The sequence below is a fragment of the Rathayibacter sp. AY2B5 genome (assembly GCF_002931645.1).
Lineage (GTDB): Bacteria > Actinomycetota > Actinomycetes > Actinomycetales > Microbacteriaceae > Rathayibacter.
This window is the reverse complement of sequence record NZ_PSUE01000002.1, coordinates 16450-38868: the sequence shown is the minus strand read 5'-3', so window position 1 is coordinate 38868 and position 22419 is coordinate 16450. Positions and strand designations below refer to the sequence as shown.

Below are 22419 nucleotides of genomic sequence, written 5' to 3'. Positions count from 1 at the left end.
AGACGAGCACCGCAAGGCAGAGCCGGTTCAGCGGGAATCGCGTGCCAAGCGATTCCCGCGACCGGCGACGCACCCCGCTCCACGGAACGCACCCCGTCGCCGAGCCGACCGCGCCCCGCCGCGCAAGGAGCGGCGGGGAAGACAAGCACCTGAGTGACGGGCGCGGAGCGCCCGTCACTCAGTGGAAGAAGTGCCGCTCCCCCGTCGTGTACATCGTGACGCCGGCGCGAGCGGCCGCGTCGATGACCTCGGCGTCGCGGACGGAGCCGCCGGGCTGGACGACGGCCTTCACGCCGGCGGCGAGGAGCACCTCGAGGCCGTCGGCGAAGGGGAAGAACGCGTCGGAGGCGGCGACGGAGCCGGGGGCGCGGTCGCCGGCGCGGGTGACGGCGAGGTGGCAGGAGTCGACGCGGTTGACCTGGCCCATGCCGACGCCGACGGAGGCGCCGCCCTTGGCGAGGAGGATCGCGTTCGACTTGACGGCGCGGCAGGCCTTCCACGCGAACTCGAGGTCGAGCATCGTGTCGGCGTCGGCGGGCTCGCCGGCGACGAGCTGCCAGCCGGAGCTGACCTCGCCGGGGCCGCCGATGAAGCGGTCCGGCTCCTGCAGCAGCAGGCCGCCGGAGATCTGCTTGAACTCGCGCTCCACGGGGGCGTAGAAGTCGGGGAGCTGCAGCAGGCGCAGGTTCTTCTTGGTCTTCAGCACCTCGAGCGCCTCGGGCTCGTAGCCGGGGGCGACGAGCACCTCGGTGAAGATCTCCTTCACCGTCTCGGCCATGGCGAGGGTGACGGGCCGGTTCGCGGCGATGACGCCGCCGAAGGCCGACACCGGGTCGCACTCGTGGGCGCGGCGGTGGGCGGAGGCGATGGGGTCGATCGCCTTCGAGCTCGCGATCGCGATGCCGCACGGGTTCGCGTGCTTGATGATCGCGACGGCGGGCAGTACGAAGTCGTACGCCGCGCGGACGGCCGCGTCGGCGTCGACGTAGTTGTTGTAGGACATCTCCTTGCCGTGCAGCTGCGTCGCCTGCGCGATGCCGGTGCCGTCGGGCGAGACGTAGAGGGCCGCCTTCTGGTGCGAGTTCTCGCCGTAGCGGAGGACCTGCTGCAGGGTCCCGCGGATCTCGACCGAGCCCTCGACGCCCTCGGCCGCCTCCTGCCCGGCGAACCAGGCGGCGACGGCGGAGTCGTAGGAGGCGGTGTGCGCGAAGGCGCGGGCCGCCAGGGTGCGGCGCGCGGCGAGCGTCGTGCCGCCGTCGGCGAGGGCGGTCGCGATCCCGGAGTAGTCGGCCGGATCGACGACGATCGCGACGTTCGCGTGGTTCTTCGCGGAGGCGCGGACGAGGGCCGGGCCCCCGATGTCGATGTTCTCGACCACGGTCGCCGCGTCGGCGCCGCCGGCGACGGTCTCGCGGAACGGGTACAGGTTCACCACGACCAGCTCGAACGCGGCGATGTCGAGCTGCTCCAGCTGCTCGCGGTGCGAGGCGAGCCTCAGGTCGGCGAGGATGCCCGCGTGCACGGCCGGGTGCAGCGTCTTCACGCGGCCGTCGAGCGACTCCGGGAACCCGGTGACGGCCGAGACGTCGGTGACCTCGTGGCCGGCGCCGCGGAGGGTCGCTGCGGTCGAGCCGGTGGAGACGAGCTCGACGCCGGCCGCGGCGAGCGCCGCTCCGAGCTCGAGCAGGCCGGTCTTGTCGCTGACCGAGATCAGCGCCCGGCGGACGGGGACCCGGTCGCGGTCGTCGTAGCTGCTGGGGTCGTGGGCGGTGATGCTCATGCGCGGGCGAGCTCCTCGAGGTCGACGGTTCCGTGGGCGATGTCGAGCACCGTCTGCACCAGCAGGCGACGCTCGATGGTCTTGATGCGCTCGTGCAGCGCGTCCTCGCTCTCGTCGGGGAGCACGGCGAGGCTCTCCTGGGCGATGACGGGGCCCGTGTCGACGCCGGTGTCGATCACGTGCACGGTGACGCCGGTCTCGGTCGCGCCGGCGGCGAGGGCGTCGCGGACGGCGTGGGCGCCGGGGAAGAGGGGCAGCAGGGCGGGATGCGTGTTGATCATCCGCGGGCTGAGCGCGTCCACCACCACGGGCGGCAGGATGCGCATGAAGCCCGCGCAGACGACGAGGTCGGGCTCCCACTCCCGGATGCGCCCGAGCAGGGCGGCGCCCCACTCGTCGCGGGAGGAGAAGTCGCGCGGCGCGACCGTGAAGGCGGGGACTCCGCGCTCCTCGGCGTGGCGGAAGCCCTCGGCGTCGGTGTCGCTGCCGACCGCGACGATGCGGGCGGGGAAGCCCTCGTCGCCGGTGGCGTCCAGCAGGGCGCGGAGGTTCGATCCGCCGCCGGAGAGGAGCACGACCAACTTCAGCACTGCGCAAGTCTAGGGGGACGCCTCCGCCGGCGTCAGCCGCGCCGGCTGCGGCCCGCGGCGAGGCCCAGGCCCGCGGCCAGCGCGAGCTCGAGGGCGGCGACCGCCCCGACGACGAGCGGGTCCGGGCCCACCTGGGCGAGCCGCCCGGGCCCGGCGGCGCCCGCCGAGAACCAGGCGAGGAGCCCGAGCAGCAGGCCGCCGACCACGCCGATCCCGCCGGCCGCGGCGGCACCCCAGCGCAGCAGCGAGCGTCCGTCGAGCGCCTCGATCACGCCGCGCCGCAGCCGCCATCCCGCGGCGAACCCGGCGAGCAGCGGCACGAGCAGTCCGAGGAATCCGAAGGCCGAGTCCCCTGCGGGCAGTGCTGCGAGGACCGGGATCGACGGAATCGGTCCGAGCAGCGTTCCGGCCGCGCTCACGGAGGAGCCGGTGCCGAGGGCGAAGCCCGGGCCGATCAGCCAGCTCGCCGCCCAGATCACCAGGTTCGGGAGGAACGCGAGCTGCCCGAGAGTGAGGGCCAGGCCGCCGAGCGCCTCGGCGCCGAGGCTCTCGTAGAGCGCGACGACCGAGGTGTAGTGCACGACCAGCAGCACGGCGACGAGCACCGCCGCGACTCCGACCACGCCGGCCGCGGCGAGCGCTCCCCCGCGCAGCGACGCGAGGACGAGCCCAGGCCCCGGCGCGGGGACGCGGTCGAGCGCGGAGGCGGCCAGCTCGCCGAGGGGGTCGGCCTCGTCGCTGCGGGCGGAGTGGAGCGCTGCTCCGACGAGCACCCCCAGCGCGAAGACGAGCGGCGGCAGCAGCGTCCCCTGCAGGGGATCGACGGTGGCGGCCGGGTCCGCGGATCCGAGCGAGACCAGGAGCGCGATCGCCAGGTAGGTCGCGATCGCGACGAGGACGCCGATGGCCCGGAACGGCGACTCCTGGGCGCGGCGGCCGGTGCGCGCGCCGAGCAGCACGGTGAGGAGCGCGAACGCCAGCGGAGCGATCGTCACCGGGAAGGCGTCCGCGCCTCCGGGCAGCGCGACGGCGAGGGCGGAGTCGGGGGCCAGCGCCGCCTGCAGGTCGGCCCCGTGGCCGAGCAGCCAGGCGTCGGCGGCGACCCGCCAGAACACGCCGAAGTCGACCGTCGTGTCGTACTGCACGGCCCAGAGGACGGTCAGCGGGACGAGCGGGATCGCGATCCCGATCAGCGCCGACAACGCGGCGTCGAAGGCGGCGAGGAGGGCGACGGTGATCCGGTTCATGGGCCTGACGAGCCTAGCGGCGGCGCGCTCGGAGGCGGGTCAGGGGCGCGCCGCCCGGCCCTCTAGTGTCGGAGCCATGACGGGGACCTCGGACGCACGGACGGAGCGCGGCCTGGACCGCCTCGTGAACTTCTCCGACGCCGTCGTCGCCATCGCCATCACGTTCCTCGTCCTCCCCCTGGTCGACGTGGTCGAGGAGGGCCGCGCGGCCGATCTGGGGTCCCTCCTCACCGGTCACTACGGCACCCTCTCCGCCTTCTTCATCACGTTCGCCGTGATCGGACGGCTCTGAGCGGTCCACCACTCCGTCTTCGAGGGCGTGGCCCGGTACTCGCCCGCGCTCGTCGTCGCGAACTTCGTCTGGCTGGCCGCGGTCGTCCTGCTCCCCTTCGCGGCGAACCTGATCTCGAACGTGCTCGACACCGACGGCAGCGTCATCGCGCTCTACATCGGCACGATGATCGCGGCGAGCGCGGCGACCCTCGCGATGCAGCTCATCGTGCGCCGCGATCCGGATCTCCTGGCCCCGGGGGCGGAGCCGCGGCGCTCCCTCTCGAGGTCGCTGATCGTGATCGGCGTCCTCCTCGCGGCCCTCGTGCTCGCCGTCGCGGTGCCGGCCGTCAACATGTTCGCGCTCCTGCTGCTCCTGCTCTCGGGTCCGATCGAGCGCCTGGTGCACCGCGGGCGCCCCGGGGGACGCGCGGCCCACCGCCGGACGGAGCGCGGGCTCGACCGGCTCGTCAACTTCTCGGACGCGACCGCCGCCATCGCCATCACCGTCCTCGTCCTGCCGCTGGTGCAGCTGGCTCCCGAGGTCGCCCGGGAGGGCGGCGGAGTCCCGGCGCTGCTCGCGGAGCACCTGGACTCGGTCCTCGCCTTCGCGCTCTCCTTCGCGGTCATCGCCGTCTTCTGGATCCCCCACCACCGCGTCTTCGAGATCGCCGGGGACTACGACGGCGCCCTGGTGTGGCTGGACCTGCTCTGGCTGGCCGCGCTGGCGTTCTTCCCGTTCTCGACGAGCGCGCTGGCGCTGTTCCCGGACTCCCGGGCGACGTTCGGGCTCTACATCGGCACGATGGCCGCGATGAGCGGGGCGCTGGTCCTGATCGAGCTGCGCCTCTCCCGGCACCCGGAGCTCAGGCGGCCCGGCACAGGGCCCCTGCCGCTCGCGCCCGCCCTGCTGCCTCTCGCGCTGCTCCTCGTCGCACTGGCGCTGGCGCTGCTGGTCCCGTCGGTCGGGCTCTGGTGGCTGCTTCTGCTCCTTCTGCAGCGGCCCGTCCGGGCACTGCTCGCGCGGCGCTGATCCTCAAGCCCCGGGCGTCCAGCCCAGCTGAGGGGCGATGCGCTCGGCGACGGCGCGCAGGATGCGCCGGTGCGACTCCACCCCGCCGACCGCCGGGAGCGTCACCGTGAGCGCGTCCGCCTCCGCGAGCGCCGGATCCGCGGCGAGCGATGCGACGATCCGCTCCGGGCTCCCGACGTGGAGGGGGCTGAAGCGCATCGGGGCGGCGATGATCGACCGGTCGGCCGTGCGGGGGCGGCCCTCGTCGTCCATCCGCGCGAGGTAGCCCTCGATGAAGGGGCGGTGCGCCTCCTCATCGGCGGCGTCGAGCAGCGGCAGCACGATCCGGCCCGCCGTCACCCTCGACGTGCGCCCCGGGTGCGCTGCGGCGAAGGCCTCGCGGTAGGCGCGGATCTGCACCGCCTGCTGCTCGGCGAACGGCAGGCCCGTCTCCTCCGTGTTGAGCGTGGACACCTGCAGGTGCATGCCCTGCTCGCCTGCCCGGACCGCGGAGGACACCGTTCCCGCCCCGTACCAGAGCCGGTCGGCGAGGCCGGGCGCGTGCGGCTGCTGAACCAGCGGAGCGCCGACCGGGACCGACATCAGGGCCGACTCCGCGACGCCGAGCACGGCGCCCGAGAGCGCCTCGCGGAGTCGCGCGATGCGCTCCTGCGCCTCCTCGCGGAAGTCGCGCTCGGCCTGCCCGAACACCCCGTCGAAGACGGAGGAGAGATGCGCGAAGCCGCTGCTGACGCCGAGGTCGAGGCGTCCGCCCGAGAGCAGGTCCACGGTCGCGGCGTCCTCGGCGAGGCGCACGGGCGACTCGTAGCGGGCGCCGATGACCGCGGTCCCGAGGCGGAGGCGGCGGGTCCGCTGGGAGGCGGCCGCGAAGAAGGTCATCGGAGACGCGAGGTAGCGCTCGAAGTGCCGCACGCGGACCCAGCCGGTGCCGTAGCCGAGCTCCTCGGCGAGCTCGAGCAGGGCCAGCCCGTCCTCGAGGCTCCGCGCGGCGTCGCCGGGCCGCTCGGGGCCCTCCGGGTACGGCACGAAGGTCAGCAGGTCGAGTCCGAGGCGGCGGGTCACGCTGCGACGCTACTCCGGCCGGACCCGCCCCGACGACGGAACGGACGGCGCCGCCCGCCGGAGCAGGGGCACCGTCCGTTCCGACGGTGGTGCGGGGAGGACGGGCGCTAGAGCGCCGCGTAGACCTCGCGGAGCAGGGCGGCCGTCTCGGACGGCGTCTTGCCGACCTTCACGCCCGCGGCCTCGAGGGCCTCCTTCTTGGCCTGCGCGGTCCCGGCCGAGCCGGAGACGATGGCGCCGGCATGGCCCATCGTCTTGCCCTCGGGGGCGGTGAAGCCCGCGACGTAGCCGACGACGGGCTTCGTGACGTTCGCCTTGATGAAGTCCGCGGCGCGCTCCTCGGCGTCGCCGCCGATCTCGCCGATCATCACGATCGCCTTCGTCTCGGGGTCGGCCTCGAACGCGGCGAGCGCGTCGATGTGGGTCGTGCCGATGATCGGGTCGCCGCCGATGCCGATGGCGGTCGAGAAGCCCAGGTCGCGCAGCTCGTACATCATCTGGTAGGTCAGGGTGCCCGACTTCGAGACGAGGCCGATCGGGCCCTTGCCGGTGATCGTCGCGGGGGTGATGCCCACGAGCGACTCGCCCGGCGTGATGATGCCGGGGCAGTTGGGGCCGATGATCCGCGTCTTGTTCCCCTTCTCCTGCGCGTACGCCCAGAACTCCGCGGAGTCCTGCACCGGGATGCCCTCGGTGATGACGACGAGGAGGCCGATCTCGGCGTCGATCGCCTCGATGACGGCGTCCTTCGAGAAGGCGGGCGGCACGAACGCGATGGAGACGTCGGCGCCGGTGGCCTCCATCGCCTCCTTCACGGTGCCGAAGACGGGGAGCTCGACGTCGCCGTGGGTGACGGTCGTGCCGGCCTTGCGGGCGTTGACGCCGCCGACCACGTTCGTGCCGGCCTTGAGCATCAGCGCGGTGTGCTTGGTGCCCTCGCCGCCGGTGATGCCCTGGACGATGACCTTGGAGTCCTTGGTGAGGAAGATCGACATGCTTGTTCTCTGATTCCTTGAGTCGTCGGGTCCGTTACGCGGCGGCGAGTTCGGCGGCCTTGTCGGCGCCCTCGTCCATGGTCGCGGCGAGCGTGATGAGCGGGTTGGCGGCGGCCTGGAGGATCGCGCGGCCCTCCTCGACCTTGTTGCCGTCGAGGCGGACGACGAGCGGCTTCGTGGCCGAGTCGCCGAGGATCTCGAGCGCCTGGAGGATGCCGTTGGCGACCGCGTCGCACGCGGTGATGCCGCCGAAGACGTTGACGAAGACGCTCTTGACCTGCTCGTCGCCGAGGATCACGTCGAGGCCGTTCGCCATCACCTGGGCGGAGGCTCCGCCGCCGATGTCGAGGAAGTTGGCCGGCTTCACGCCGTTGTGCCTCTCTCCGGCGTAGGCGACGACGTCGAGGGTCGACATGACCAGGCCCGCGCCGTTGCCGATGATGCCGACCTCGCCGTCGAGCTTCACGTAGTTGAGGTCGTTCTCCTTGGCCTTCGCCTCGAGCGGGTCGGCGGCGTCCTTGTCCTCGAGCGCGGCGTGGTCCGCGTGGCGGAAGCCGGCGTTCTCGTCGAGCGAGACCTTGCCGTCGAGCGCGACGATGTCGCCCTCCTCGGTGAGCACGAGCGGGTTCACCTCGACGAGCGTGGCGTCCTCGCCGGTGTAGACGTCGTAGAGCTTCACCAGGACGGGCGCGACCTTGGCGATCAGCTCCTCCGGGAACTTCGCCGCGCGGGCGATCTCCTCGGCCTTGGCCTGGTCGATGCCCTGGCCGGGGACGACCTCGACGCGCGCGAGGGCGTCGGGGCGCTCGACGGCGAGCTGCTCGATCTCCATGCCGCCCTCGTAGGAGGTGAGCGAGAGGTAGGAGCGGTTGGCCCGGTCCAGCAGCACCGAGAAGTAGAACTCGCGGTCGATGCGCGCACCGCCGGCGACCATGACGCGCTTGACGACGTGGCCCTTGATGTCGAGGCCGAGGATCGACTGCGCCGCGGCGAAAGCGTCCTCGGGGGTCTTCGCGACCTTCACGCCGCCCGCCTTGCCGCGGCCGCCGATCTTGACCTGCGCCTTGACGACGGTGACGCCGCCCAGCTTCTCCGCCGCGGCGCGCACCTCCTCCGGCGTGTCGGCGACGATGCCCGGGAGCACGGGGACGCCGTACTTCTCGAACAGATCACGGGCCTGGTATTCGAAGAGATCCACGCTGCATTCCCATTCCGCGCCGAGCGCGCTTGCGTTTCGAGTTCGAGGTGGCCCGGACGACGCCGGAGTCTCGGCACTGTCCCTGGGCCGCGCCGAGTCTACTCCGCACCCGCCGCGGGCTTCCCGTGCGGTCGCTCCGCGCCCGCCGGACGCCCGCCGGGGGTCACCGGCCCCTCCTCCGCCCGCCGCTCCCGCGTAGCGTGGAGCCATGTCGTCGGCCACCCGCACCCCGGACGTCTTCCGCGAGGGCGTGTTCCTGCTGGCGGGGGCGCGCGCGATCCTCCTCCAGATCGCGCACCCGGCGGTCGGGCAGGGCGTCGCCGACCACTCCGACTTCGTGCACCGGGCCGTGAACCGCCTGCACGGGACGCTCTCCTACCTCTATGTCCTGCACTACGGCACTCCCGAGGACGTCCGCGCCGTCCGCCGCCGCGTGAACAGGGCGCACGTGCCCGTGCGCGGCCCCGGCTACACGGCCTTCGACCCGGAGCTGCAGCGCTGGGTCGCGGCGACGCTCACCCAGTCGATGCTGCAGCTCTACGAGGGCGCCTTCGGCGCGCTGAGCGAGGAGGAGGCGGACGACATCGTGCGCCGCTCCGTCGTCGTCGGCGCGGCCCTGCAGATGCCCGCGGACCTCTGGCCCGACTCCCGCACCGCGTTCGACGCCTACTGGGAGCGGGAGCTGGAGCGCCTCGACGTCACGCCCGCGGCCCGCCGCGTCGCCCACGACCTGCTGGGCCCGAGCATCGCCGCCTGGTACCTGCGCCCGCTCGGCCCCTACCTCCGCCTGATCACCGCCGGCCTGCTCCCGGCGGCGCTCCGCGAGCCCTTCGGCTTCCACTGGACCGCACGGCAGGAGGCGCGGTTCGAGCAGGCGCTCTCGCGCACCTTCGCCGTCTACCGCCTGCTGCCCGCGATCGTGAGGACGGCGCCCAGCCGCTACTACCTCGCCCGGGTCCGACGCGACGCTCAGAAGCCGGCCACGACCTCCCAGCCCGCGTAGGCGGCGAGCTCCAGCCCGAGCGCCTGCGCGGCCGCGCGCGCCTCGTCGATCCCGCGCTCGTCGCGCACGTCGACGGTGACCGGCACGCTGTCGCCGAACCCCGCGATCTCGACCCGCGCGCTCGTCGGACCGCTGTAGAGCGGAACGTGCGCGTCCGCGGTCCGCGCGCCGACCACTCGCGAGCCGGTCGCCTCCGCGATCACCGCGAGGGCGAACGGAGCCGTCACCACCGCGTCCGTGTAGAGCGTCGCCTCGCCGCGCATCGCGCCTCCCGTCGTCCGACCCGCGGGACCGGGCCGCAGCAGTCCGACTGTAGGCAGCCGCCCGCGCCTCCCGCACCCCCTTCCGCTCGGCGCCGGGATGCGCACTCCCCGCCCGTCCGTGCTGAACATCCGATGCGGATCGCTCGACGCGGCCTCTCGGCGGATCTACGGTGAAGCACCCGGCATCCGCCGCGGCGGTCAACGACGACTGGAGCCTTGATGAGCATCACCGAACCCCGCACGGCCGAGGCCCCCGCCGCTCCCCCGCCCGCCGCCGGCTTCGGCACCCTCTCCGTCGCGGCCATCCTGGCGGAGGCGGCGCGGCGCACCCCTGACACGATCGCCATCCGCGTCGGCGAGCAGGCCGTCGACTACGCGACCCTCTGGCGGCAGACCCGTGCCTACGCCGGAGCCCTGCGCGCCCAGGGGATCGGACCGGGCGACCGCGTGGCCCTGCTCGTCCCGAACGTCCCCGACTTCCCCCGCGGCTACTTCGCCGTCCTCGCGCTCGGCGCCGTGGTGGTCCCCGTGCACGCCCTGCTCAAGCACGACGAGATCGCCTACGTCCTGCGCGACTCCGGAGCCGTCGCGCTCGTGTGCGCCGCTCCGCTGCTCGCCGAGGGGGCCGCCGGAGCGGACCTCGCCGACGTTCCCGTGCTGAGCGTGATGGTGCCCGACGGCACCGCCTCGCCCCTCCCGCGCCTGGAGGACCTCGCCGCGGAGGCGACCCCGATCGACCGCTACGTGCCCCGCTCCCCCTCCGACACGGCGACGATCCTCTACACCAGCGGCACCACCGGCCGCCCGAAGGGGGCGGAGGGGACGCACTTCGCGATCGTCTCGCAGTCGGACGTGCTGCTGATGAACACGTTCGACCTGCACCGCGGCGACGTGGTGCTCGGGGCGCTGCCGCTCTTCCACACCTTCGGGCAGGTCTGCGCGATGAACACGGCCTTCCGCACCGCCGCGACGGTCGTCCTGGTGCCGAAGTTCGACGGCGACGCCGCGCTCGAGGCGATGATCGCCCACGGCTGCACGGTCTTCGAGGGCGTGCCCACGATGTACGTCGCCCTGCTCGACGCCGCGACCCGGCGCGAGGACCGGCCGCCGCTGCGCTACGCGGTCTCGGGAGGCGCCGCCCTGCCCGTCGCCGTGATCGAGCGCTTCCGCGAGGTGTTCGGCGTCGAGATCTACGAGGGCTACGGGCTCACCGAGACCTCCCCGGTCGCCACCTTCAACCACGTCGGAGTTCCGCCGCGGCCGGGCACGGTCGGCACGCCGATCTGGGGCGTCGAGGTCGAGGTCGCCCGCCCCGACGTGACCGACCGCGTCGAGCTGCTCCCCCGGGGCGAGCTCGGCGAGATCGTGGTGCGCGGGCACAACCTGATGAAGGGGTACCTCGGCAACCCGGCGGCGACCGCGGAGGCGGTGATCGACGGCTGGTTCCGCACCGGCGACCTGGGCACGAAGGACGAGGAGGACTACATCCGCATCCTCGACCGCACGAAGGACATGATCATCCGCAACGGCTACAACGTGTACCCGCGCGAGGTCGAGGAGGTGCTGATCGGGCACCCGGCCGTGCAGAACGCGGCGGTCTTCGGGATCCCGGACGAGCGCCACGGCCAGGAGGTGATGGCCGCGGTGATCCTCGCCCCGTCGGCGACCGCCACCGCGGAGGAGCTGATCGCCTACGCGAACGAGCATCTCGCCGCCTTCAAGTTCCCCCGCCGCGTCGAGTTCGTCGACGCCCTTCCGCTCGGGCCCAGCGGCAAGATCCTCAAGCGGGAGCTCGTCGCGCGCTACGCCGGCTGACCCCTTCCGCGAGATGCCACTCGGGTGAGCCCGCCACGGCGTGCCTCCCACTCGAGTGGAATCTCGCGGACGGCGACCAGAGGGCACACGGGAAGGGACGGACGTCAGCCGAGCAGGGACCAGACGGTCCCGGCGAGGACGGTGCCGACGGCGGCGCCCGCGAGGACCTGGGCGGGGGTGTGCGCGCCGAGGCGCACCCGCGACCAGAGCACCCAGAGGACGATGGGCACGCTGATCAGCAGGGAGAGCGGTCCGTAGGCGATCAGCACGACGACGGCGCAGGTGGCGACCACCGCCGCGTGCCCGGACAGCTTCCAGACCAGGTTGACCACGCCGACGGCGAGCACCACGGCCACCGTCACCACGCCGAACGTGGTCACCGCGGCAGGAGCGCCGAGCACGGCGAGCAGTACCAGGCCGGCCGCTATCGACACCAGCGCCAGCGCGATCGGCAACGCCCGCTCGCGCCGGTCGGGGACGTGATGGTCGCCGTGGATCCGGCCGGTGCGCATCAGCAGGCGGATGACGAGGTAGGGCACCACCCCGACGAAGAGAGCTGCGAGCGCTCCCCAGGCGACACCGAGCAGGGGCGGATCCGCGACGCGCGCGCCGACCACGACCGGCACGAGCACCGCGAGGACCGCCGGGGAGAACGCCTCCGTCGCGAGCCGCGCGGCCGCCGATCCGGCCGCCACCGGACTAGATCTTCTCGATCGGCGCGACCTTGATCAGCAGCTTCTTCGCGCCCACCTGGTCGAAGAGCACGTGTGCAACGCGCTTCGAGCCCTCGCCCGTCACCGCGTTCACGCGCCCCTCACCGAAGTCGGTGTGCCGGATGCGGTCGCCCGCGATCAGCTCGAGGTCGCCGTTGTCGCGCACCATGCCGGTGATCCGGTTCGGGAACTCGCCCTTGGCCTTCGGCGCCGCGGCAAGCGCCTCCCGGAACTCGGTGTTCGATCGCGACTTGCCGAAGCCGGGCCGCTGAGCGTTCAGGGCCCGGGGCTGCGTACCGCCGCGCGAGGTCGCCGCGCCGGGCGACTGGCGCCACTGGATCAGCTCTCCCGGGATCTCCTGCAGGAACCGGCTCGGCATCGCGACCGACGTCTCGCCGTACTGCGCGCGGGTCATCGCGAGCGAGAGGTAGAGGCGCTTGCGGGCCCGGGTGATCCCCACGTAGAACAGCCGCCGCTCCTCGGCCGGGCCGCCGGGCTCGTTCGCCGAGATGCGGTGCGGGAGCAGGTCCTCCTCGATGCCGGTGAGGAACACGGCGTCGTACTCGAGGCCCTTCGCCGTGTGCAGCGTCATCAGCGAGACGGTGCCGGAGTCGTCGTCGAGGTCGTCGGCCGCGGCGACCAGCGAGACCTCGGTGAGGAAGTCGACGAGCCCGCCGTCCGGGTTGTTGCGCGCGAACTCCTTGGTGACGGCGATGAGCTCGTCGACGTTCTCGGCGCGGGCCTCGTCCTGCGGGTCGCGGCTGGCGCGGAGCATGTCGAGGTAGCCGCTGCGGGTGAGGAGCGCCGTCAGCACCTCGTGCACCTTCGCCTCGCCGCCCTCCCGTGCGGGGTCGAGCATCAGCGCGCACTCGTCGAGGAGGGTCGCGAGGTCGACGATCGCCTTCGTCACCTTCGGGCCCATCCCGAGCGAGCCGGCGTTGCGCATCGCCTCCCGCAGGGTCACCGCGTTGGTGTCGGCGAACGACTGCAGCTGCGCCTCCGTCGCGGGGCCGATGCCCCGCTTCGGAGTGTTCATGATGCGCCGCAGCGCCAGCACGTCGGCCGGATTCGCCACCGTGATCAGGTACGCCAGGGCGTCCTTGATCTCGGCGCGCTCGTAGAACTTCGTGCCGCCCAGGATCCGGTAGGGCAGCGCGGAGCGGATGAAGATCTCCTCCAGCGCGCGGGTCTGCGCGTTGGTCCGGTAGAAGACCGCGATCTCGTCGTAGCCGGTGCCCGCCGCGTGCAGGCGGGCGATCTCGTCGACCACGAACTGCGCCTCGTCGTGACCCGAGTACCCGGTGTAGCCGACGATCTTCTCCCCGTCGCCGCTGGAGGACCAGAGGTTCTTCGCGCGACGGTCGAAGTTGTTCGAGATGACGGCGTTGGCCGCCGAGAGGATGTTCTGCGTCGAGCGGTAGTTCTGCTCGAGCAGGATCACGCGGCAGCCCGGGAAGTCGCGCTCGAACTCGACGATGTTGCGGATGTCGGCGCCGCGGAACGCGTAGATGGACTGGTCCGAGTCGCCGACGACGGTGAGCGAGGCCCCCGGGATGGAGCCGTCGGCCGTGACCGGTCCGCGGTAGGGGCGGTCGAACTGCGCCGCGGCCATCGTCGCCGGCGGCACGGGCCGGGTCAGCTCGTGGATCAGCGAGTACTGGGCGTGGTTCGTGTCCTGGTACTCGTCGACCAGCACGTGGCGGAAGCGCCGCTGGTACTTCGCGGCGACGTGCGGGAAGGCGCGGAAGAGGTAGACGGTCTGCGCGATCAGGTCGTCGAAGTCGAACGCGTTCGCCCCCTCGAGCGCCCGCGAGTAGGCCCGGAAGACCTGGAGGAACATCTCCTCGTTCGGGTCGCTGAGGTTCGCGGTGCGGGCGTAGGAGTCGACGTCGGCGAGCTCGTTCTTGAGCTTGGAGATCTTCGCGGAGGCGCTCGCGACGGTGATCCCGAGCGAGTCGGCCTCGAGGTCCTTCACGATGCGCTTGAGCAGGGCGCGCTGATCGCCCGAGTCGTAGATCGTGAACGACTTGGTCATGCCGAAGTTCTCGGCCTCGCGGCGCAGGATCCGCACGCACGCGGAGTGGAAGGTCGAGATCCACATCCCCTCGGCGCTCTGCCCCACCAGCTTCTCGACGCGCTCGCGCATCTCGGCCGCGGCCTTGTTGGTGAACGTGATCGCGAGGATCTGGCTCGGCCAGGCCTCGCCGTTGCCCAGGAGGCTCGCGATGCGCCGGGTGAGGACGCTGGTCTTGCCCGAGCCCGCACCCGCGACGATGAGCAGCGCGTCTCCGCGGTACTCGACCGCCTCGCGCTGCTGGAGGTTCAGCCCCGCGACGAGCTGCTCGTGCGCCGGGTCGGTGCGGGGCGCGTCCCCGGGGCCGCCGGGGGGGCCGACGATGACCGGGGTGGCGCGGGAGTCGCTCGGATCGAAGAGGAAGCTCATGTCCCTCCGAGTGTAGATCGCCCCTCCGACACCGGGAGCGGTCAGGCGGTCCGCTGACGCGGCGCGGGCGAGGTGAGTGCCCCACCGACGTCCAGTCCGCGCCACGCGAGGGAGAAGCCGAGCACGGCGAGCGCCGACGTCGACACCGCCAGGAGCTGCAGGAGCGCGAAGGCGGTGAGGTCCTTCGTGTCGTCGGGGTAGTACTGGATGCCCTGGACGGCGAGAGCCGCGAGCAGCAGCACCACGATCACCGAGCACACCAGGAGCAACCGGTTCACCCCGCGCCGCGCGGGCCTCTTCGGCGCTCGGCCCACCTGGGCCCTGGTGGTCAGCCACGCGCAGGCGGCGGAGGCGGAGGCGAGCGCGACGAGGTCGGCCCCGAGGACGTCGCTCGCCCGGTGCCAGGAGGCGGCCATCGTCAGGTTGCCGACCAGCACCACGACCGCGCCGCCCAGCGCGAGCACGACGGTCCGCGCGCGCCCGGGGACGACCATCGCCAGGGCGAAGACCACCGAGACGGCCGCCGCGGTGTGCCCACTCGGGAAGCTGCCGCCGGTGTACCAGGAGTCGGTGTCGACCAGCTCGGGCCGCTCGAGGACCACGTTCTTGAGCAGCTGGGTGAGCCCGGCCGTGACGACGATCGAGCCGACGGAGGCGACGGCGAGCGCCGGGCGCCTCCGGATCAGCGCGATCGCCGCGACGAGCAGGGCGCCGACGACCATGGAGAGCGGGGTGACGTCCGCGAGCGCCCCCGCGGCGGCGCCGGTGGCGCGGCCGAAGACGAGGTCGGCGCCCCGGAGTCCCGAGTTCTCGACGCCCTGGCCCTGAGGGGTGAGCACGGCGAGCCAGTAGACGACGGCGACGCCGATCACGGCGAGGACGGCGGTGGTGATCCAGCGGCGGGTGATGCGCTCTCGGGTGGACACGGGGCCTCCTCTCGAGGGTCGGGCGGGCGGTGGTGAGCCGATGATGCCAGCGCAGCCTCCGCGTCCGCTCGGCACGCGCCGGAGGAGCGCCCGATCACGATCCGGGTTCAGCCGCGGAGCAGACGCTCCTGCTCGGCCGCCCGCGCCTCGATCGCCAGATCGGGCTGGTCGGCGAAGACGCCGTCCACTCCCGAGCGGAGGATCATCGCGAACTCCTCCTGCCAGCCGCCGTACTCCGCCGGGTCCTTCCCGCGGCGGTGCACCTTCTCGAGGAATCGGTTCTCGGCGCGCAGCGTCCAGCAGTAGACCTCGAGCCCGGCCGCGTGGGCGTCCCCGACGAGCGGACCGGTCCCCGTCGCCCGGCCGGCCGCGTCCCGCGAGAAGAGCATGCTCTTGTCGACGCTGATCCCGTCGACGGCTCCGGCGAGGTTCCGCAGTCCCGCCGGCGTGGTGAAGGCGGAGTAGGGGGCCGCGTCGGCGCCGTGGGCGGCCACGAGGTCGGGCGGGGCGCCGCGCGACTCGAGCAGGTAGATCCGGCGGGTGCCGACTCCGCTCACCGCGAGCCGCTCCAGCACGGTCTTCTCGAAGCTCTCGATCGTGAGCCGCGGGTCGCGCGGACCCCAGCCCGCGGCGGCGAGCTCCTCGCGCAGCAGCACGTCCAGCGGCAGCCCGATCCCGGCGAAGTACGTCGCGTGCTTGATCTCGGCGACGAGCCCCGGCGGAGCGAGCGGATCGTCCTCCGCCGCCCGGTCCAGCAGCGCCAGCAGCTCGCTGAAGCGCAGCAGCGGGAACTGGCCGTCGAACGTGGCGCTGGAGCCGCGCACCGCCGGCAGCCGCTCGCGGGCCCGCAGCTCCGACAGCTCGTCCCAGGTGAAGTCCTCGGTGAACCAGCCGGTGATCTCGCGGCCGTCGATCCGCTTGGTGGTGCGGCGCGCAGCGAACTCCGGGCGCTTCTCGACGTCCGTCGTGCCGGAGATCTCGTTCTCGTGGCGGAGGACGAGCACGCCGTCGCGGGTCGCCACCAGATCGGGCTCGAGCGCATCGGCGCCCAGCGCGATCGCCAGCTCGTAGGCGGAGCGGGTGTGCTCCGGTCGGTAGCCGCTCGCTCCGCGGTGGCCGATGACGAGCGGTGACTGGCGCGCGGGCATGCCGCGATCCTACGGGCGGCACTGCGCGGCTCGCAGCGGAGTCGAGGTCCGCTCGAAGAGAACAGCCAGACTCTGAGAGGTGCTCTCAGATATGGTGATGTCCATCGTCGCAGTCCTCTCGGATCCGCGGCGCACCCCGCACCCACAGCGACTCAGATCCGCGAGTTCCCTCGGAGACCAGCGCACCTGAGAGAAGAGGAACCATGGCAAGCAACAATCCGGCCTTCGGACGCCCGGAGTTCAGCAACCGCGGCTACGCCGGCCGCGTGCAGGACCTCCCGGACGTCTCCCCCGGCACGCTCGACCAGATGTACTCCCGTCCGGCCGCCGGCTCCGTCGAGACCGACCGGATGACCGTCGAGGACACCCTCGCCAAGACCGCCCTCGCCTTCGTCGTGCTCCTCGCGGGTGCGGCCGTCGGCTGGTTCGTCCCGGGCCTGATGCTCCCCGCCGTGCTCGTCGCGCTGGTGCTGGGCATCGTCAACGCCTTCAAGAAGCAGCCGTCGCCCGCCCTGATCCTCGGCTACGCCGCGACCCAGGGCATCGCGGTCGGCGCGATCTCGAAGTTCTTCGAGAGCGCGTACGCCGGAGCGGTCGTCCAGGCCCTCATGGCGACCGTCATCGTGATCGGCGTCACCCTGGCGCTGTTCATGAATGGCAAGATCCGCACCTCGCCGAAGCTCAACAAGATCTTCTTCATCGGCATGATCAGCTACGCGGTGTTCTCGCTGGTGAACCTGGGCCTCGGCCTCTTCGGCGTCGGCGGCGGCTTCGGTCTCCGCACCGGCTTCATCGGCATCGTGATCGGCCTCATCGCCGTCGCGCTCGCCACGTACTCGCTCGTGATGGACTTCGAGTTCATCCAGCAGGGCGTGCGCAACCGCCTCCCCCGCATCTACGGCTGGACCGGCGCCTACGGCATCCTGGTCACCGTCGTCTGGATGTACCTGGAGATCCTGCGCCTCGTCGCGATCTTCCGCGAGTAGCACGGCGCACCACGTCCGACGGGCGCTCGACCTCCGGGTCGGGCGCCCGTCGTCGTTCCCGGCCCCAGCGTCGTTCCCGGTGCACTGCCGGGAGCGCCTGGCACGATGGAGGGATGAGCGCCGCAGACTCCCGGATCGTCGGCCTCGACGTCGCTCGCGGCCTGGCCGTCCTCGGCATGTTCGCCGCCCACCTCGCCCCGGTCGAGAGCGAGATGCTCTGGAACGGCCGCAGCTCCGTCCTCTTCGCCGTGCTGGCGGGAGTGTCGATCGGGCTGATGACGGGCGGATCACAGCGCTCCTCGCGGCCCTGGCACGACACGGGATCGATCCTGCTCCGCGGGCTGTACCTGCTCGTCATCGGCGTCGCCCTCACCCTGCTCGGGACGCCGATCGCGGTGATCCTGCCGCACTACGGGGTGATGTTCCTCGTCGCGGCGCTGCTGCTCTTCCTGCCGCGGGCGGTCCTCGCCGTGCTGGTCGCGGTCGCGGCGATCGCCGGGCCCCTCGCGGTCGACGCGCTGACGAGCGCCGGCGGCTCCTGGCTCTCGACCCTGTCGCCCGACGAGGCGCTCCTGGCCGCGCAGCCCCTCATCTGGCTCACCCAGTACTACCCGGTGCCGTCGTGGCTGGCGTACGTGGTGCTCGGCCTCCTGATCGCGCGCTGCGACGTCCGGTCCGCGACCACCCAGCGCTGGGTCGTCGTCGGCGGCGCCGTCTCGGCCGTGCTCGGCTACGGCGGCGGGCTGCTGCTCGGGGGTCCGGAGGCGGTGGAGGCGCACGCCAGCACCACCGCCGAGCTCCTCGGGGCGGGCGGGGTCGCCTGCGTGGTCCTCGGCGCGCTGACGGCTCTGCTGCAGCGGCTGCCGCTCCTGGCACGGGCGGCGACTCCGATCGCGGCCGTCGGTGCGATGCCGCTGACGATCTACTCGCTGCAGCTCGTGGCGCTGGCGGTGTACCTGGTCCGGTACGAGCCGTTCGACTTCGAGGCGTGGCGCAGCTGGACGCTGCTCGGCGTCTTCGTGGTCGGCTCGATCGTCGCCGCTCTCCTCTGGAGGCGGCTCGTGGGGCAGGGCCCGCTGGAGTGGCTGCTCGCGCGCGCGTCGTTGCGACCTCGGGGTCCACGCGCGGCGCTGGGTTAGGGTGGCCGGATGATCACGCGTCGCGAGGCCGCTCAGCGCCTCGACATCCCCCTCGAGATGGCGACGCGGCACGGCATCCCCACCCGTCTGTCGGAGGAGGAGCTCGCCGCCCTCGAGCAGGATCCGCCCGCCTGGCTCGTCCAGTCGCGCGCGAACCGCACCGGCAGGCGTCCCGTGTGGGTGACCCTCGACTGCGCCGTCTGCGGCCGCTCCGAGGCCGCCCGCCCGAAGAAGTGGTGGCCCGAGTTCACGTTCCTCGTCTGCGAGGACCACTCCCCCGCCTCCTGGCCGCACCACCCCGAGGGCCACCGCCGCGACGAGTACGACGGCATCGGCACCCGCTTCATCGGCGTGCTCGACACCCCCGCCTGACCCGCGCTCGCGCGCCTGCCGCCTTCCGCCTGCGCCCCGGCCCCCGGACCGCCGCGCAGACCCGAGTTCCCCGACCACCCGGCAGGAGCTCGCCTCTCGAGCGGAACCTTTGCAACGTCCCCGCACGGCCTCGTTCCCCTGACCGCCACTCGGTACGCCTCGCCAGGCACCGGTCACCCCTCACCGATCCTCCGGCCGCACCGCGGCCACCCGTTCCCTGAACAGCCACCTGAGCTCGTTCCCCGACCTGCACCCGGGAACGGCCCCGCAGGGGCTCGTTTCCCACTGCCTGCAACCAGGAACGGCCCCGCAGGAGCTCGTTCCCCACTACCTGCACCCAGGAACGGCCCCGCAGGGGCTCGTTCCGCACCCGCTCCCCTCAACAAGAAACGGCCCCCTCGAAGGGAGCCGTTCCTGACGTTCCGCGGGTCTCCGCGCGGTCAGCTGCAAGGCGGAGAAGGGCGCGATACCGGAGGTATCGCAACCGCCGACAACGCCGCAGATGACCGTGCGGAGACCCGCGGAATCATTCCCACTCGATGGTGCCGGGGGGCTTGGACGTCACATCCAGCACCACCCGGTTCACGCCGCTCACCTCGTTGGTGATGCGGTTGGAGATTCTGGCGAGGAGGTCGTAGGGCAGGCGGGTCCAGTCGGCGGTCATCGCGTCTTCCGAGGAGACGGGGCGCAGGACGATGGGGTGGCCGTAGGTGCGGCCGTCGCCCTGGACTCCGACGGAGCGGACGTCGGCGAGGAGGACGACGGGGCACTGCCAGATCTCGGTGTCGAGGCCGGCGGCGGTGAGCTCGGCGCGGACGATGGCGTCGGCGTCCTGGAGGAGGTCGAGCCGCTCCTGGGTGACCTCGCCGACGATGCGGATGCCGAGGCCGGGTCCGGGGAAGGGCTGGCGGCCGACGATGACCTCGGGCAGGCCGAGCTCGCGGCCGATCGCGCGGACCTCGTCCTTGAAGAGGGTGCGGAGCGGCTCGACGAGCGCGAACTGCAGGTCCTCGGGGAGTCCGCCGACGTTGTGGTGGGACTTGATGTTGGCGGTGCCGGTGCCGCCGCCGGATTCGACGACGTCGGGGTAGAGCGTGCCCTGGACGAGGAAGTCGATCGTCTCGCCCTCGCCCTGCGCTTCGAGCACGAGCGCTTCGGCGGCGGCCTCGAAGGTGCGGATGAACTCGCGGCCGATGATCTTGCGCTTCTGCTCCGGGTCGCTGACGCCGGCGAGCGCGTCGAGGAACTGCTCGCGCGCGTCGACGGTGACCAGGCGGACGCCGGTCGCGGCGACGTAGTCCTCCTCGACCTGGCGGCGCTCGTCCTTGCGGAGGAGTCCGTGGTCGACGAAGACGCAGGTGAGCTGGTCGCCGATGGCACGGTGCACGATCGCAGCGGCGACGGCGGAGTCGACTCCGCCGGACAGGCCGCAGATGACGCGTCCGGTGCCGACCTGCTCGCGGATCACGGCGACCTGGTCGTCGATCACGTTGGAGGAGTTCCAGTCGGCCGGGATGCCCGCGGCGCGGTGGAGGAAGTTCTCGATGACGGCCTGGCCGAAGGCGGAGTGCTTGACCTCCGGGTGCCACTGCACGCCGTAGAGGCGGCGCTCGTCGTTGCCGAAGGCGGCGACCGGTGTGGAGCTCGTGGAGGCGAGGACCTTGAAGCCCTCGGGCGCCTGTGCGACCGAGTCGCCGTGGCTCATCCACACCGTCTGGTCGGCGGGCTGCTCGCCGAGGAGCACGCCACCGTCGGTCGAGAGGGCGGCGTCCGTCGCTCCGTACTCGCGCAGCCCTGTGTTGGCGACCTCGCCGCCGAGCGTCTTCGCCATCACCTGGAAGCCGTAGCAGATGCCCAGGACCGGGATCCCGAGGTCGAAGATCGCGGGGTCGAGCTGCGGGGCGCCCTCCTCGTACACGCTGGAGGGGCCGCCCGAGAGGATGATGCCGACGGGCGACTTCGCGGCGATCTCGGCGGCCGTGGCGTTGGAGGGCACGATCTCGGAGTAGACGTTCGCCTCGCGGACCCGGCGGGCGATCAGCTGCGCGTACTGCGCGCCGAAGTCGACGACGAGGACGGGCTGCGCGGCCAGGTGCGGCTGGGGAGCGGTGGGCTGCTCGCTAATGGGGGGCCTCCACGGAGTCGGTCGGGGTCTTCGGGTCGGTGCCGGCGGTCCGGCGCTCGAGGTACTGCTCGACCTCGCGGGCGATGCGGGACTCGACGAAGAAGGAGAGGGTGGGCACCACGCCGCCGAGCGCGATGAGCACGAAGCGCGTGAACGGCCAGCGCATGAGGCTCCACAGGCGGAAGTCGGCGAAGAGGTAGACGACGTAGAACCAGCCGTGCGCGATCAGGATGCCGGTGGACAGGTTCGCGCCGGTGCCGCTCGACGTGAACTCGCCTCCGGGCACCTCGTACATCGGGGCGAAGTGCAGGACGCCCTGCTGGCCGAAGGCGAACAGCTCGAGGTGGAAGACGTACTTGAGGAGCATCTCCGCGCAGAGCAGGAGCAGCATCACGCCGGTGATGATCGAGGTCACCCGGTAGAAGCGCAGCGCGCTTCGGATCGCAGGGAACTGCGCGGGCTTGGGCTCGAGGGGCATGACGACCAGTTTACGGTGCGGGGGCGGGGGCCTCGGCCCGGTCGCCCAGGTCGGCGCGGGCGCGCTCCTCGGCGTCGAGCGCCTCCTCTGCCTCGCGCTCCCACGCGTCCTTGACGAGGCGGAACCAGAGGTAGAGGGCGAAGCCGGCGAAGACGACCCACTCGATCGCGTAGAAGACGTTGAGCCAGTTCAGCGAGACGTCGCTCACGCGCGCCGGGGAGTCGATGGCCCCGAGGCCGGCGACCGGCTCGTCGACGACGACGTAACCCTGGTAGACGTCCTGCGGCGGATCCGGCCAGCGGTTGATCAGCGCGGGGACGGAGAGCGCGGTGAGGGTGGCGGGGTCCAGGCCCTCCGCCGGCGCCTCCGCGGCCTCGTTGGCCACGAGGCGGCCGGTGAAGGAGGAGGGCGCCTGCTCGCTCCCGCTGTTGAGCGCGTCCGCGACGGACTGCGCCTGCGTTTCGTCCTGCGTCCAGCCGTAGGCGAGCACCAGGTCGGCGTCGGCGGTGCGGGTACGGGCGATGACCCACCAGCCCGGCTGCTCGCCGTTCAGGCGGCCGCCGAGGATCTCGGCACCGCCCGGCACGAAGACGGACGAGCCCTCCACGCGCTGTCCGTCGGCGGTCGCCGTGATCGAGCGGGAGGGGGTCGCGACCTCGGCGAGCGGGAGCGTCGTCTCCGACACTCCGGAGTCGGGCGCGGCGGCTTCGACCGCGCGGCCGACCTGCCACTGCCCGAGCGCGGCGAAGAGCCCGGCGATCAGGAGTGCGAGCGCCAGCGCGGCGATCCAGCGCGGGCGCCGGGCCACCTGCCCGACCGTGCTCTGCGTCATT

Annotated in this window: 21 protein-coding genes; 7 read left to right on the top strand and 14 right to left on the bottom strand. The window is 72.5% G+C overall.

Annotated elements, in window-relative coordinates:
• Positions 1 to 178: 178 nt before the first annotated feature.
• The 3 genes from purH to C5C30_RS01760 are packed head-to-tail and all read right to left on the bottom strand — an operon-like array spanning position 179 to position 3617.
• A complete protein-coding gene (gene purH, locus C5C30_RS01770; RefSeq protein WP_104333061.1) occupies positions 179 to 1780 on the bottom strand; it encodes a bifunctional phosphoribosylaminoimidazolecarboxamide formyltransferase/IMP cyclohydrolase in 1602 nt (533 codons plus the stop codon).
• Complete coding sequence (gene purN / locus C5C30_RS01765; protein WP_104333060.1) at positions 1777 to 2370, bottom strand: phosphoribosylglycinamide formyltransferase; 594 nt, start codon at positions 2368 to 2370, stop codon at positions 1777 to 1779. Before purN ends, purH begins: the two co-directional genes overlap by 4 nt.
• A gap of 32 nt (positions 2371 to 2402) precedes the next feature.
• A complete protein-coding gene (locus C5C30_RS01760; protein ID WP_104227293.1) occupies positions 2403 to 3617 on the bottom strand; it encodes a DUF6350 family protein in 1215 nt (404 codons plus the stop codon).
• Between the two features lie 76 nt (positions 3618 to 3693).
• On the opposite strand from C5C30_RS01760, the gene C5C30_RS01755 reads away from it, so the two are divergent.
• The gene (locus C5C30_RS01755) at positions 3694 to 3909 is read left to right on the top strand and encodes a TMEM175 family protein (RefSeq protein WP_181131418.1); all 216 of its coding nucleotides are present in this window, start codon (positions 3694 to 3696) and stop codon (positions 3907 to 3909) included.
• Positions 3910 to 3936: 27 nt separating this feature from the next.
• On the top strand, positions 3937 to 4920 hold the full coding sequence (locus tag C5C30_RS01750; RefSeq protein ID WP_104333059.1) for a TMEM175 family protein: 984 nt from the start codon (positions 3937 to 3939) through the stop codon (positions 4918 to 4920).
• 3 nt (positions 4921 to 4923) lie between these two features.
• Here the strand turns inward: C5C30_RS01750 and C5C30_RS01745 are convergent, their stop codons facing one another.
• The 3 genes from C5C30_RS01745 to sucC all read right to left on the bottom strand — a co-directional run bounded on the left by C5C30_RS01745 (position 4924) and on the right by sucC (position 8175).
• A complete protein-coding gene (locus tag C5C30_RS01745) occupies positions 4924 to 5982 on the bottom strand; it encodes an LLM class flavin-dependent oxidoreductase (protein ID WP_104333058.1) in 1059 nt (352 codons plus the stop codon).
• A gap of 107 nt (positions 5983 to 6089) precedes the next feature.
• Positions 6090 to 6977: a succinate--CoA ligase subunit alpha gene (gene sucD / locus C5C30_RS01740; protein ID WP_104224929.1), complete on the bottom strand. Its 888-nt coding sequence runs from the start codon at positions 6975 to 6977 to the stop codon at positions 6090 to 6092.
• 34 nt (positions 6978 to 7011) lie between these two features.
• Positions 7012 to 8175: an ADP-forming succinate--CoA ligase subunit beta gene (sucC, locus tag C5C30_RS01735; protein ID WP_104224928.1), complete on the bottom strand. Its 1164-nt coding sequence runs from the start codon at positions 8173 to 8175 to the stop codon at positions 7012 to 7014.
• A gap of 208 nt (positions 8176 to 8383) precedes the next feature.
• Here sucC and C5C30_RS01730 point away from each other — a divergent pair, with 208 nt between their 5' ends.
• The gene (locus tag C5C30_RS01730) at positions 8384 to 9178 is read left to right on the top strand and encodes an oxygenase MpaB family protein (RefSeq protein WP_104224927.1); all 795 of its coding nucleotides are present in this window, start codon (positions 8384 to 8386) and stop codon (positions 9176 to 9178) included.
• On the opposite strand, the gene C5C30_RS01725 is transcribed toward C5C30_RS01730, so the two are convergent.
• Entirely contained in the window at positions 9145 to 9441 is a 297-nt protein-coding gene (locus C5C30_RS01725) for a hypothetical protein (RefSeq protein ID WP_104224926.1), read from the bottom strand. The genes C5C30_RS01730 and C5C30_RS01725 overlap by 34 nt on opposite strands.
• A 219-nt stretch (positions 9442 to 9660) precedes the next feature.
• On the opposite strand from C5C30_RS01725, the gene C5C30_RS01720 reads away from it, so the two are divergent.
• On the top strand, positions 9661 to 11256 hold the full coding sequence (locus tag C5C30_RS01720) for a long-chain fatty acid--CoA ligase (protein WP_104261608.1): 1596 nt from the start codon (positions 9661 to 9663) through the stop codon (positions 11254 to 11256).
• Between the two features lie 104 nt (positions 11257 to 11360).
• Here the strand turns inward: C5C30_RS01720 and C5C30_RS01715 are convergent, their stop codons facing one another.
• The 4 genes from C5C30_RS01715 to C5C30_RS01700 form a co-directional block, all read right to left on the bottom strand.
• A complete protein-coding gene (locus C5C30_RS01715) occupies positions 11361 to 11951 on the bottom strand; it encodes a phosphatase PAP2 family protein (protein ID WP_104267785.1) in 591 nt (196 codons plus the stop codon).
• Positions 11952 to 11955: 4 nt separating this feature from the next.
• Entirely contained in the window at positions 11956 to 14412 is a 2457-nt protein-coding gene (locus C5C30_RS01710; RefSeq protein WP_104333057.1) for an ATP-dependent helicase, read from the bottom strand.
• Positions 14413 to 14453: 41 nt separating this feature from the next.
• On the bottom strand, positions 14454 to 15338 hold the full coding sequence (locus C5C30_RS01705; RefSeq protein WP_104261606.1) for a phosphatase PAP2 family protein: 885 nt from the start codon (positions 15336 to 15338) through the stop codon (positions 14454 to 14456).
• 107 nt (positions 15339 to 15445) lie between these two features.
• Positions 15446 to 16486, bottom strand: coding sequence for a glycerophosphodiester phosphodiesterase family protein (locus C5C30_RS01700; protein WP_104333056.1), 1041 nt, complete (start codon positions 16484 to 16486; stop codon positions 15446 to 15448).
• Positions 16487 to 16689: 203 nt separating this feature from the next.
• Here C5C30_RS01700 and C5C30_RS01695 point away from each other — a divergent pair, with 203 nt between their 5' ends.
• The 3 genes from C5C30_RS01695 to C5C30_RS01685 all read left to right on the top strand — a co-directional run bounded on the left by C5C30_RS01695 (position 16690) and on the right by C5C30_RS01685 (position 18983).
• Positions 16690 to 17472 (top strand): Bax inhibitor-1/YccA family protein, encoded by a 783-nt coding sequence (locus C5C30_RS01695; protein WP_104224741.1) that lies wholly within the window; start codon positions 16690 to 16692, stop codon positions 17470 to 17472.
• Positions 17473 to 17585: 113 nt separating this feature from the next.
• Positions 17586 to 18611 (top strand): DUF418 domain-containing protein, encoded by a 1026-nt coding sequence (locus C5C30_RS01690; RefSeq protein WP_104333055.1) that lies wholly within the window; start codon positions 17586 to 17588, stop codon positions 18609 to 18611.
• Between the two features lie 9 nt (positions 18612 to 18620).
• Positions 18621 to 18983 carry a DUF5997 family protein gene (locus tag C5C30_RS01685; protein ID WP_104224739.1) on the top strand — a complete coding sequence of 121 codons (363 nt, stop codon included), beginning with the start codon at positions 18621 to 18623 and terminating at the stop codon, positions 18981 to 18983.
• 526 nt (positions 18984 to 19509) lie between these two features.
• Here the strand turns inward: C5C30_RS01685 and guaA are convergent.
• Genes guaA through C5C30_RS01670 form a run of 3 tightly spaced genes read right to left on the bottom strand, consistent with a single transcriptional unit; the run spans position 19510 to position 22418 of the window.
• Positions 19510 to 21075, bottom strand: coding sequence for a glutamine-hydrolyzing GMP synthase (gene guaA, locus C5C30_RS01680; protein WP_104297759.1), 1566 nt, complete (start codon positions 21073 to 21075; stop codon positions 19510 to 19512).
• Positions 21076 to 21103: 28 nt separating this feature from the next.
• A complete protein-coding gene (locus C5C30_RS01675) occupies positions 21104 to 21586 on the bottom strand; it encodes a DUF3817 domain-containing protein (RefSeq protein ID WP_104224737.1) in 483 nt (160 codons plus the stop codon).
• 10 nt (positions 21587 to 21596) lie between these two features.
• Positions 21597 to 22418, bottom strand: a complete 822-nt coding sequence (locus tag C5C30_RS01670; protein WP_104238461.1) for an SURF1 family cytochrome oxidase biogenesis protein — start codon at positions 22416 to 22418, stop codon at positions 21597 to 21599.
• Position 22419: the final 1 nt, after the last annotated feature.